This is a genomic window from Bacillus sp. NP247 (genome assembly GCF_018966865.1).
Taxonomy (GTDB): Bacteria; Bacillota; Bacilli; order Bacillales; family Bacillaceae_G; genus Bacillus_A.
This window is the reverse complement of sequence record NZ_CP076653.1, coordinates 5,126,374-5,138,187: the sequence shown is the minus strand read 5'-3', so window position 1 is coordinate 5,138,187 and position 11,814 is coordinate 5,126,374. Positions and strand designations below refer to the sequence as shown.

At 31.3% G+C, this 11,814-nt stretch carries 9 protein-coding genes and 1 pseudogene; 1 reads left to right on the top strand and 9 read right to left on the bottom strand.

Going from position 1 to position 11,814, the window contains the following annotated elements:
- Window positions 1-122: 122 nt before the first annotated feature.
- Both KPL75_RS26590 and KPL75_RS26585 read right to left on the bottom strand, forming a co-directional pair.
- A complete protein-coding gene (locus tag KPL75_RS26590; RefSeq protein WP_195743292.1) occupies window positions 123-926 on the bottom strand; it encodes a class C sortase in 804 nt (267 codons plus the stop codon).
- A gap of 92 nt (window positions 927-1,018) precedes the next feature.
- Entirely contained in the window at window positions 1,019-2,680 is a 1,662-nt protein-coding gene (locus KPL75_RS26585; protein ID WP_219918591.1) for a SpaA isopeptide-forming pilin-related protein, read from the bottom strand.
- Between the two features lie 593 nt (window positions 2,681-3,273).
- Here KPL75_RS26585 and KPL75_RS26580 point away from each other — a divergent pair.
- Complete coding sequence (locus tag KPL75_RS26580) at window positions 3,274-4,500, top strand: AraC family transcriptional regulator (protein ID WP_219918589.1); 1,227 nt, start codon at window positions 3,274-3,276, stop codon at window positions 4,498-4,500.
- A gap of 337 nt (window positions 4,501-4,837) precedes the next feature.
- On the opposite strand, the gene KPL75_RS26575 is transcribed toward KPL75_RS26580, so the two are convergent.
- From KPL75_RS26575 to KPL75_RS26550, 7 genes and pseudogenes are all read right to left on the bottom strand, one after another.
- Window positions 4,838-5,644, bottom strand: coding sequence for a hypothetical protein (locus KPL75_RS26575; protein ID WP_219918587.1), 807 nt, complete (start codon window positions 5,642-5,644; stop codon window positions 4,838-4,840).
- A gap of 81 nt (window positions 5,645-5,725) precedes the next feature.
- A pseudogene (locus KPL75_RS27605) lies at window positions 5,726-5,870 on the bottom strand (carboxylic ester hydrolase); the annotation flags it as partial.
- A gap of 40 nt (window positions 5,871-5,910) precedes the next feature.
- Window positions 5,911-7,146 (bottom strand): HAMP domain-containing sensor histidine kinase, encoded by a 1,236-nt coding sequence (locus KPL75_RS26570; protein ID WP_219921173.1) that lies wholly within the window; start codon window positions 7,144-7,146, stop codon window positions 5,911-5,913.
- An 8-nt stretch (window positions 7,147-7,154) separates the two neighbouring features.
- Window positions 7,155-7,853 carry a response regulator transcription factor gene (locus KPL75_RS26565; protein WP_088096857.1) on the bottom strand — a complete coding sequence of 233 codons (699 nt, stop codon included), beginning with the start codon at window positions 7,851-7,853 and terminating at the stop codon, window positions 7,155-7,157.
- 79 nt (window positions 7,854-7,932) lie between these two features.
- Window positions 7,933-9,918 (bottom strand): ABC transporter permease, encoded by a 1,986-nt coding sequence (locus KPL75_RS26560; protein ID WP_219918586.1) that lies wholly within the window; start codon window positions 9,916-9,918, stop codon window positions 7,933-7,935.
- Between the two features lie 2 nt (window positions 9,919-9,920).
- The gene (locus KPL75_RS26555; RefSeq protein WP_219918585.1) at window positions 9,921-10,628 is read right to left on the bottom strand and encodes an ABC transporter ATP-binding protein; all 708 of its coding nucleotides are present in this window, start codon (window positions 10,626-10,628) and stop codon (window positions 9,921-9,923) included.
- 26 nt (window positions 10,629-10,654) lie between these two features.
- Window positions 10,655-11,407: a lipoprotein BA_5634 family protein gene (locus KPL75_RS26550; protein ID WP_219918583.1), complete on the bottom strand. Its 753-nt coding sequence runs from the start codon at window positions 11,405-11,407 to the stop codon at window positions 10,655-10,657.
- Between the last annotated feature and the right edge of the window lie 407 nt (window positions 11,408-11,814).

Sequence of the window (11,814 nt, the reverse complement as noted above, 5' to 3'; positions counted from 1 at the left end):
TTTTTTCTACAGTCAAAAAAGTGAACTTTAATCAGTGCGGATTTACTTCATCCTTTCTATACCTTCCTTACTTATCCCTAAATTAATGGATCCACTGCCCATTATTGCGGGATACATACAATCTATCTAGTTATTTTTTTCTTATAAATTACGACTAGAAACGCACATAACAATAGGATTGGAACTATTACCGTCCACTTATTAAACATAAATACCTCTGTACTTATTTCTTGTTTTTCTTTCTGATTGAACTCTACACGCTCACCTCGAACGAGCAATCTATTTGTATTTACTCCATAAGGCGTACATGTAATTAATGTAGTAAAATCTTTATTTTCCACAATTTGCAAATCTTCCGTTTCGTGTGGTAAAACTACTTTAATTTGATCTACTTTATAGGCAAGAATTTTGTCTAAAGAGTGAATATAAAAAAGATCTCCTTCACTCAACTTATCTAAATCTGAAAATAACTTTGCTGATGGTAAACCACGATGCCCGGTTAAAATAGTGTGCGTATTCTCTCCACCTACCGGGAGTGACGAATAATCTAAATGACCTATCCCCCGACTCAATACTTCTTCAGAGGTACCTTGATAAATTGGCAGTTTTATTTTAATTTTCGATATTTCAATATACCCCATTACATCACCTAAATTTAACGCATCGGCATACGCTTGTTGATTACTATTTTCCTCAGCAAATGGATCTGCAAATGTTTTCGTGGAAGTTTGAACTTGTTTATTATATTCGGCTGCTTCTTTTTCCCTACGTTCAATTTCTTTCTTTTGTAGCGCTTTAATCTTCTTATCATAAGAACTAATCTCAGAATAATGAGCACGAGTCGCCAACCAATTACTAATAGTAGGATATAAAAAAATACCTAATCCAAATAAAAAAATACCTCCTAAAACAAGATTTCGTTTCATATTTCCACCTCTGTATATACTAAAATATCGAAAAGAGGAAAGCATTTTGCTTCTCCCCTTTTCACATCACATGGTTACATGTTCCTAAAACTTTATTTATTAACAAACTTTTTTCTAAAGAAAACAAACGCTGCTGTAACCATTAACGCAAGGCCTAGTACAGTAAAAAGAGTCGTTCCTATCCCACCTGTCACTGGAAGAATCCATCCACTTTTATTATTTTCTATCGCTAATTTAACCGATTGATTATTTTCGCTAATCTTTACATTAATTGGGTCTTTTAATAATTGATAAGAAGCTGTTGTACCATCTTCTTTTGTATATGTTGGTGCTTTCGTTTCAAAAATTTGATAGTCTCCGTATGGAATGTTAGACCATTTAATAACACCATTTTCATCTGATACACCTATCACTTCTTTTCCTGCTACAACAACTATTTTCCCATTTTTATCTTTAAGTACAAACTCTGCACCTTTTAATTTCTTCTTATCATCACCATCAATTTTTGTTAACTCAATAATTCCAGTTGTCGGAACAACAACTACTGGTTTAGATTCTTTTTCTCCAATTACATCATTTTTATTTGTAAAATCAATTTTTGCTGTATTTAAAATTTCCGAACTAGATGGTACTCCTTCTTTTACTTGTGATTTAATTTGTAAATGAAATTCTTTTTTACCATCTAATTTTGTAAAATCTTTTACTGTAGCTGTTACCTTTTGACCTTCTACAGCTACATCTACAATGCTTGCATTTACTTCCGCTCCATCAATCTTCACGATTGGCTTTCCTTGAATCACTAAACGATTGTCCAAAGTATCTGTTACCACATATTTTTTGTATTCTTTAATGTCTTCTGGAATTAATGTTTTAATATCATAATTGTAATTAGTTAACGGATTTATTGGTAACGCTTCCAAATTTCCGTTAATCTTTTTATCAATAGTTGGTTCTTCATAGTTTTTCACTTCTACTTTAACTACTGTACCAGAAGTAATTGTTCCATCTTCATTAATTGTTCCGGAGTTCTTAATAAAAAACTCGCGTTTAGTTGGATCTATTACATAGCCTTTCGGAGCTTTTGTTTCTTGGAAATAGTATTCTCCATACTCTAATCCTTGCACACGAATATGACCATTAGCATCCGTTACTAACTCTTTTTTCACTTCTGTGCCATCTTTTTTAAATACAGAGAATGCTGCACCCGCTAATCCTTTATCGTTTGCACCAGTTTTTATTAAATCAACTGCACCGCGTTTAATCTCATTTTTTGGATACATATGAACATCATAGTTTAACACCTTACCCTCTTTATTCGTTAATGGAATATCTACTGTATACGTATTTGGATTTAGGTTAACATGTGGAGGACCTGCCACCTCTTTCACTTCATAACGTCCTAGCGGAAGATCTTTTAATACAGCTTGTCCGTTATCATCGGTTACTACTTTAGATGGAGTTGCCCCCGTTACAGGTTCCACATCTTCTTTCACGATTTTCCCATCATTTGAAATTTTTTCAAACGACACAACCCTTTTTACTTCAAACGTTACACCTTTTAACGGTTTCGCATTTGTTGGAACCTCTTGATTTGCGGAGCCATCACCTTCTACTCCTGTTGTTCCATCTTTTTCTTGTTCGTACTTATGAATCGTTAAAGAACCTTTGGTTGGTGAAGCTGCCTTTACTAATACACTAGACCACGCTGAAAACGTTAAGAAAACAACTAGAAGCACACTTAATATTTTTTTCATTTCTCTATTATCCCCTTTACTACTTCTATCATTTTAAAAATCTATTTTTTACTATTACCATCTAAAGATGCAATAGTGTACAAAGTATTAGCCTTGAACGAATAACATAAAACATAGTTGTCTCAATACCCCATTGTTTACAATCACTTATTCACTGTTCTTATTTCTACTATTACGTTGTCTCCCCGTATGATATATGTAATTTTCTCTCCTACATTTCACTTATGTCTCTACTTCAAAAATAATTATTATTGTTGCATAGTAGCTTTCATCGCTAATTTTTACTAATTACTTAGCATCAATTCGTTAATCTCCCCCTCTTATCTCAATTTGAATCCAATCTTAAACATTTTTTGATACATGTTAGCAGTAACTAGCAAATAAGTGTGATGATTCATATTTTATGCTACTCCTCAAAACAACTACCTGTATATTCAAATAATATGTGCTATTCATGTTAAATTATGGTATTATTCTTAGAAGTTTATAATTTTTATTTATATTTTTTATTGATAAAGTTTTTCCGTTTCTACTTATGAAAAAAGGAATATGTGTTTATTCAACTATTACGCACAACTGTAAGGAGGAAGAATATGACTAAAAAGCTCAGTCTAGTTGAGATAGAGTACATTTGCAATATGTTTTTCCAATCTTTTGAAGTTCCAGTTTGTTTTTTAGATTGCAACAAAAATATTCTTTTAGCTTTTACATCAAAAAATGATTCACTTTTGTTGTATACATCAAAGATAGAACAGTTACATATGCTTTATCAGAAAAATGATTCATATAATTCTCCCATCTTCAGGACTCACCAACATCTAGGGCACTTCATTTTAATTCACATAAAGAGCGATTATATGGTGAACGGCACTGTTATTATTGGACCTGTAACAGATGTAAGCTTTTCTAAAAACGAAACGGATAGCAGCTTTAATTTTATGCCGAATTATAAAAAAACAAGAGACTATTACTTTTCATTGTCACTCAAAGATCAATATTTCTTTGTAAATATGGCGATTTTGTTCCATAACATTCTTTATAAAAAAATTTCAGATGTAAGTACCTTTTCAAATAACAGTGACTCATTTCATGTAAGTCCTAGCAGTATCTTAAACGATGATGTATATATTTCAATGCAAAAAAATGAATCTATCTATAATAATTTGTATTTAGAGCAACAACTACTTGGGGCTATAGAAAACGGGGATAAAGAAACAGTACTCAAATATTATTATGTATTTCAACAAGAGACTCTTTCATCCTTATCTTCATTCCATCAATTAAGACGACATAAAAACATTTGTATTTCATCCATTACACTCGCTACTAGATATGCGATAAAAGGAGGGCTTCCATCCGGGATTGCTTACAAGATTTATGATCTACACATCCAAAGAACAGAAAATTTAAAAGACAAAGAATCTGTTTGGCATTTATTAAAAAATGTTTTCTGTACTTTTGCAGACCGTGTAAAGGCACAAAAAACACAGCAGCATTCACAGACTATTGCTATTTGCAAAAACTATATTTCCAAAAATATTTACAATCCAATATCTGTTAAACAACTTGCTACATTTTCAAACGTGAATTCGGATTATTTATCTATATTATTTAAAAAAGAAGTTGGCATTTCATTAAGTGAATATATTCAACGTGAACGAATCGAAGAAGCAAAAAAATTATTAACTTTCACAACCTATTCCTTATCTGACATCTGTGCTTCACTCAATTTTACTGATCAAAGCTACTTCACTAAAATTTTTAAAAAATTCACCAACGAAACACCTGGTAAATACCGAAAATCTCATGTTGTCATATAAGGTGAAACATCCATCAACATTAGGATTCAAACTATTCTTGAAGTGAAAAACACGTTACTATTCTTTCATTTTAATGAGAATAGTAACGTGTTTTATATGTAATATATTTCTTTATACAGAGTAGCATGATCATCCAAGAGGAAAATGTTGCGGAAGCCAAATGCCCCCATAACAACTACACTATATATATTAAGAACTTAAGTTTTCAAAAAACACGAAGACTTACAAGCCTTGGTGGTTTTTGAAATATACATATTGTTACACTAGTGATTGAATTAATTAATACGCGTTTAATACTTAGTATGTATGACTTTTGTAGTTCAAAAGACTTGTTTCTCTAAAGATGTTTTTCATATAAACTTTCAGATTCTAAAAAATCCATAAATTCCTTGTAATGTGTCACGGTTCTTTCTAAAGCAATCATTAAAACAAAAATAAAATAAATTGCTTGTACTCCATTCATATGATTAAAGAGTGATTCAAATATATATACTATACTTGCAATCATAGAACAAAACCATAAATAAAATTTCATTTTCAGCTTTTTAATTTTTTGATTAGTTGTCTTGCAAGGTTGCCCATGAACTCTTATAAACAAATAAGTTGCTGTATGCAAAATAATAATTGAAAATTGGAAACTTCGACTGTCCTCCGCACTAAATTCAGAGAAATCTATTTCTAATGAATGTAATACTATCCAAACAGAAAACAAAGATAGCACAATGACATATAAAAAAACAAATAATAATTCAAAAATAAATAGCCAAGGCTTATTTAATATTGAGTAAAATGGATTTAAATATTTTATAGTTAATAAAAATTTCTTAACCACATCAGTAATAATAATTGAAGTATTAGTTATATTCATATAAAAAAGTAATGTTATTGGGACAAATAACATTATAGCGATACCCCAAACAACAATTTTAATACCTGATAAAAAGAAAACGGCTCCATAAATTATAACTGAAAAAATAAAAGTTAATATTGGAGCAGACATTAAAAATATAAAAGTTCTTAATAAGATTAAATCCCCCAAAATTTTTTTTCTTATAGAAAAGTGCATTTTTTGCTCTTTGTAATTTTTCACAGTTTCAACTATTTTTTTCTCAGATAAAAGAAAATACTGCAATCTATTAAACATAAAAAACTCCTTTATATCAATCTTTCTTTATGCCTAAAATATACACCCAATTTTTTGCAAGTATATTAAAAGACTTTTTCTTTAATTTACTTTAAATTTCACTTCTGGGTATTTGAAGGCCAATTTTTCAAGCGCAGAACCATTGGCTATTTGTTTCACATATCGGTCAAAAAAAAGCGAGGCTGAATTCATTTATGATACGATAAACGCATTTTGGATTCTCACCTCATAGCTTTTATTAAATAGATTTTGGCCATAATTCTAATTTAAAATTTCATAAAAATAATTGTAAATTTTGTATAAGCATTTTTTTCACTTTCAACTGTAATTAAGGCGTGATGTGCCTCTATAATAGCTTTGACAAGTGCCAATCCAATTCCGGTCGATCCGTGCTTTTTAGAACTACTTGATTTATAGAATCGTTCAAAAATATGAGGTAATTCTTCAGCTGAAATTCCCTCTCCAAAGTCTTGGATTACTAGTTCTGTATAGATTGGAGAATTTTTGGCCTGAATCATTATTTTACCACCGGGTTTAGAATGTTCGATTGCATTCTTCAACAGGTTTAACAAAGCTTCCTGCATCCATAATTTGTCGTGAATAACGACTATTTCTCTTGGTGCATTCCAATCAATCAAAATATTTTTATCACTTATCATGCTTTGCAAGCGATTTAGTACTTCCTCAGTCGTATCTACTAAATTCCCTGGCTCTTTATCAAACGAAATCGCTTTTGCATCAATTTTTGCTACTTTTAACAAATTCTGAATTAAGACATTCATTCTAGAAATCTGAGTATCATTATTTTGTAGTAATTGAGCTTGTTGCTCTCGGGATAGTTTCTCATTTAACAACATTTCATTATAGATAGAAATAGTTGAAAGCGGCGTTTTTAACTGATGAGATATATCCTGCAACATTTCTCCTAAAAACCGCTTCTCTTCAAGCAAATCATGCATATTTTTTCTAATGATATCCCTCATTGAACGAAATGAAATCGCCAGTTTCGCGAAATCCCCTTCTTTATTTTCATTGATGACAACCGAGTAATCTCCCTCGATTATCTTTTTTGCAGCTCTAGTAAGCTGGCTAATCTTATTGAAAATAATTTTTTGTTGCATGTAGTTTGCTACAAAAAGTAAAAATCCAAAAGCAATCAATCCCCAAATCATAAATTGATTGTGATTAATAATTAGATTATTTAAATGAGGAAAAAATTTTGATTCCAAGTCTTCATATAATCCATACTGCTTTAGGATCTCTGTCCCTTTTTCCTGATATTCACTTGAGTGAGACGAATGACTTGATAAGACTTTCATAATTTCCGCTTCATTTTCTGGATTCTGCTCTACCAACCTAGCTGTAATTTCCCCCCATGTTGCAATAGAGTCTCTTTTCAAATGATCATAAAATAATTGTTGAATAATAAATTGGTAAATCACAAATATAGATAAAAGGACGGCCAGTATCGTCATATAGCTTTTTAACTCGGTATTTTTCATTATCTTGCTCACCCAATCACGTCCTTGCTCCAACGATAACCATATCCTCTTTCGGTAACGATAAACTGTGGTTTTTGAGGATTGTCTTCAACTTTAGCTCTTAAACGCTTTATGTATACAGATAACGTGTTTTCATCAAAAAAAACATTATCTCCTTCTGTTATTTGTTGTAGGAGTTCATCTCTTTTTAATGCTTTGTGAGAATTCTTCATGAAATTCAATAGCAGTTTGTATTCTAAATTCGTCAATGTAATACTTTCACAATTTTTATAAACCTTGACTAGGTTCGTATCAATTCTTATATTCTCAGATTTTAAAATTTGAGATGGTGTTTCTAGCGACGCTTGTTTACGCAATTGTACTTTCACTCTGGCCATGAGTTCCCTAACCCGAAAAGGTTTGGTTATATAATCATCACCGCCTATATCCAGCCCCATTACCACATTTGCTTCTTCATCTAGTGCAGTTAAGAAAATAATAATCGAATTCTCGTTTTGCTTTTTAAAATACAAACATAAGTCATAACCATTACCATCTGGTAGGCCGATATCAAGGATGGACAAATCAAATGTATTGTGAACAAACTGGTGTTTAGCTTCTTTTACACTGGACGCTCTAATCACCTCATAACCTTCATTCCTCAATGAAAATTCGATGGCTAGACCAAGAGCTTCATCATCTTCGACTAGTAATATTTTTTTATTCAAGTATGTCCTCTCCTTTTTCTTCCCCTAGCTTATTCTCCAATCAGAATAGCCTGACTATAATCTAGCCAGGCCTATAATATTACTCTTCTCTGATAGTATCAATGATATTATCTTGTTGAATTTTTTTCAATGGATTTAAGACTGATAAATAACTAATTATTAAAGCTGAAACAAACGTAATAATACAAGCTTCATAGGGAATCGTCCATGCCATTTTCAACATATCAGATATAGCTAAATATATAATATAAGACAATATACAACCAAAAAAGATTCCTTGTAAACTTCCAGAAAAACCGTAAATCAGAGCTTCATAGGTAATCATTTTTTTCAAATCCTTTTGTGACATACCAATGGATTTCAACGCGGCCAGTTCTTTTCGTCTAGTCATAATGCTTATAGTTATAGTATTAAATATATTAACACTACTAATTAAAGAAATGACTGTGATAAAACCATATGCAAGCACTTGTAAAGTAAGTTTTTCTTCTTTTTTTGTTTTACTTTCTTGATAATTATTTACGATTGTAATGGTATGATTTTTTCCAATCGTATTTTTTATTTCCAAAACTGTCGCGGTAGATTGAGTTACATCCTTTAATTTAGTTTCAATTTTATTGCCCTTCTTTTCGTATGCATTAGATATATTTCCAAGTGATTTTAACTGATTCAAAACTTGTGTAATTTCAGCTAAATGATCTGGATTCTTATCTTCTATCTTAATTGTAATATCCGATTTAACAGATAATTCATTGAAAGACTTAGATGCAAATGCAACATTCATTAAATAAGAGAACGTAATAAATAACACACTACTTATAATAATCGATAAGATTGTAATGGTATAGCGATTTTTATTTCGCTTCACATTTTTCATAGCCATGCTCAAAGGAAAAGATAAAGGTTTTTTCAACATGGAATTCTTTTGCTTTTTGATTTGTTCCTTTTTAATTGACAACCTGCTGCTGATTGCTAATAATGGGGAGATTTTGCCTGCAAAATAAGCTGGGTACAAACTTGACGCTATTATAGAAAGGAAGGTAATAATCGAACTGATTAATAAAATCTTCCAATCAACATGGAATATCGAGACCTCTTTACTATTTTCCATTAAAAGTGAAAAAATAAACTGAAGAGAGGCAAGCCCTATTAGGCTGCATATAATTCCAATGGGTATAGCGATAGCAGCCAGAAAAGTAGCTTCTCTCAGCACAATTTGTCTAATTTGCTTTCGTGTTGCACCAATGCTTCTCAACAAACCAAACTGCCTCGTTCGTTCCACGACACTGATTTGAAAAGCGTTGTAAATCACAACAACTGTCGCTATCACAACAATGCTGATTGTAATAATTAGCGTAGCCATAATTGAATCATTGTAACCTGGTTTCTCTAGTTGAATTAATTTTTCGCTTATATTAATATTATTCTCTCCGGAAATGGTCTTAATTCCCTCTAAAACCTCATTAAAGTTTGCTTTTGGGTTAATTCCGACTAATATTTTTCCTTCTCCAGCGCTAAACTCACGCTGATAGATTAGTACCCGTCCCACTTTATTTTCCTGTGTATATGCACTATCACTTAGAAAACCAACCAGTTTGTATTTTTTTCCATTTAATACAAATGAATCACCTATTTGGATATTTTCTTTTATAAAAGGTAATACCCAGGGATCCACAGCAACTTCTCGATCATTAGATGGCACTCTCCCCTTAATAATGCTGTATTTTAAAAATTCCAAGGCGTTATCATCAGCAAAATTCATTTGTACAGCAGCCTCTCCGACTTGGACTGTTTCTCCCTGTGACATTAAACCAAATGATTCAATTTGCGGGTTATATTTAATTTTTTTCAATATCGATTCATCGTAATTTAATACAACAGCATGAAAAGAATATCCTTGATTCTTTTTCGTATTCTCGATTTGAGAAATCTGAGTGCCGTTCATAAATAGGCCGATTGTAGAAATTAAAGATACAGAGAGTATAATTCCGATCAAAGTGAAAATTGTTCGTTTCATATTCCCCTTTAAGTATCTCCTGCTTAATTGTTTATAATGACCAATCAAAATTAATTTCCTCCCGTCTTAGGCTTATTCGTAGCTAGCCACTGATCGGAAATGATTTGGCCATCTTCAATTGTAATAATACGGTCAGAAGTTGATGCAATATTTAAATCGTGGGTAATCAATACAATAGTTTGATTATATTTCTTTGCTGTCAATCTTAATAAATCCATGACTTCTTTTGTATTTTGAGTATCCAGATTTCCTGTAGGCTCATCAGCTAAAATCAAATGTGGGCGATTTATAAGTGCTCTCCCAATCGAAACCCGTTGTTGCTGACCTCCTGATAATTCAGATGGTAAATGATTTTTTCTTTCATGAAGTCCCAGAATTTCAATAATTTCGTCCATATAAGGATTATCTACAGGTTCATTATCCAGTAAAGTAGGTAAAGCTATATTCTCCTGCACGTTCAATACAGGAATTAAATTGAAGAACTGAAATATAAACCCAACTTTTCTTCTTCTAAATATCGAAAGTTCATTATCTGTATAATCATAAATATTATTCTCTCCAATAAACACACTTCCTGAGCTTGGGCAGTCCAACCCTCCTAAAATATGCAGTAATGTACTTTTACCTGAGCCAGAAGCTCCTACGATTGAAACAAATTCCCCTTGCTGTATAGAAAGATTTATGCCCTTCAAAGCATCTACCCTACTATTTCCTTCACCATAACTTTTAACTACATTTTCTATTCTTACGATTTCCATTTATATCACCTTCTTATCATTTTAAGTTAGTCTTGTACCTCTACAAAGTTTATTTTATGCTGATTATTCGATGAGACCTTATCAATCTCTTGTAAAACTTTATCTACTTCTTGTTTGTTTTTATAATCAAAATCACGTTTTTTAAATTGAATTAATTTCATTATTGACTCTGATTCAGAAATTGCATTATAGTCTTGGTCTTTTAGGATAACAAGGTCCATTGCGTCATACCCAATCCAAATTTGCTGTTTAACATACTGAGCAGGTACCATCTTACCGTTCAAATTCAACTGGTTATTTTCAAAATTATCGACCATAGGATTATCACCCGTAGAATTATTACCCGCATAAGAAAATAATAGATTATGGTCACTAGATACTTTATTTTTATCTTTCACCATCTCAGAAATAAGAGACGCTGAATTTGGATCTTTTCTAGCTCTTAGAAGTCCCTTATTAAATAATTTTACCGCGGTAGAACTATTAATAACTGCATATTCTGTAGTATTGATTTCAAATTCTTCATTTGTATCATTTTGTTTCTTATCTTCTTCTGATAATTGGGTCTTTCTTATTGTTGTGACATACTTTACTTTATAGTCTATCGATTGTTTAGTATCATCTTTAAATTCTTGTTTGACTTTTTCTACATCAGCTGCAGTACCACTAACTAGAATCCCATCGACTGGTTGTCCTGGACCTTGCACATAACGTTTTACTCCTAATCCTATTCCTATAAAAATAGCAATAACTACCGCATAACTTATAATTCTTTTCATTAGAATACTCCTTTAACAAATAATTTATATCTGGATTATAGATGAGATTTTTTAATAAGTTAATGACTTCTATCTAACTATCTAATTTCTAATCTTACAATTTTGTAAGATTGGAAGTTAGAACGTGTATATTTTATGACAGAAGGCTCCCCCTCAATTTATGTGATGATCTGATAGTGTCAGTAAATAGGTGGGAGATAATTTCGGAAAAAGATAAAAATGATTCAATTGTTTTTTGTCGATTATAAAACAGACGTTAACATATAATGTTTGTGTATAATCAAACAAATCGTAAATTTATTTATTTATTTTAATTTACAAAACAAAAATGATAGGTAATATTAATGCCAATAACAACATGGACCAGTACGAAAAAGATGCTTTCAAAAGTGACATACTAAAAAAAA

Excerpts from the sequence above, each read along its gene's own strand:
- KPL75_RS26570 (WP_219921173.1), bottom strand. The coding sequence starts at position 7,146 with ATGAAAAATACCGAGTTAAAAAGCTATATGACGATACTGGCCGTCCTT.
- KPL75_RS26580 (WP_219918589.1), top strand. The coding sequence starts at position 3,274 with ATGACTAAAAAGCTCAGTCTAGTTGAGATAGAGTACATTTGCAATATG.
- KPL75_RS26585 (WP_219918591.1), bottom strand. The coding sequence starts at position 2,680 with ATGAAAAAAATATTAAGTGTGCTTCTAGTTGTTTTCTTAACGTTTTCA.
- KPL75_RS26575 (WP_219918587.1), bottom strand. The coding sequence starts at position 5,644 with ATGTTTAATAGATTGCAGTATTTTCTTTTATCTGAGAAAAAAATAGTT.
- KPL75_RS26590 (WP_195743292.1), bottom strand. The coding sequence starts at position 926 with ATGAAACGAAATCTTGTTTTAGGAGGTATTTTTTTATTTGGATTAGGT.
- KPL75_RS26550 (WP_219918583.1), bottom strand. The coding sequence starts at position 11,407 with ATGAAAAGAATTATAAGTTATGCGGTAGTTATTGCTATTTTTATAGGA.
- KPL75_RS26555 (WP_219918585.1), bottom strand. The coding sequence starts at position 10,628 with ATGGAAATCGTAAGAATAGAAAATGTAGTTAAAAGTTATGGTGAAGGA.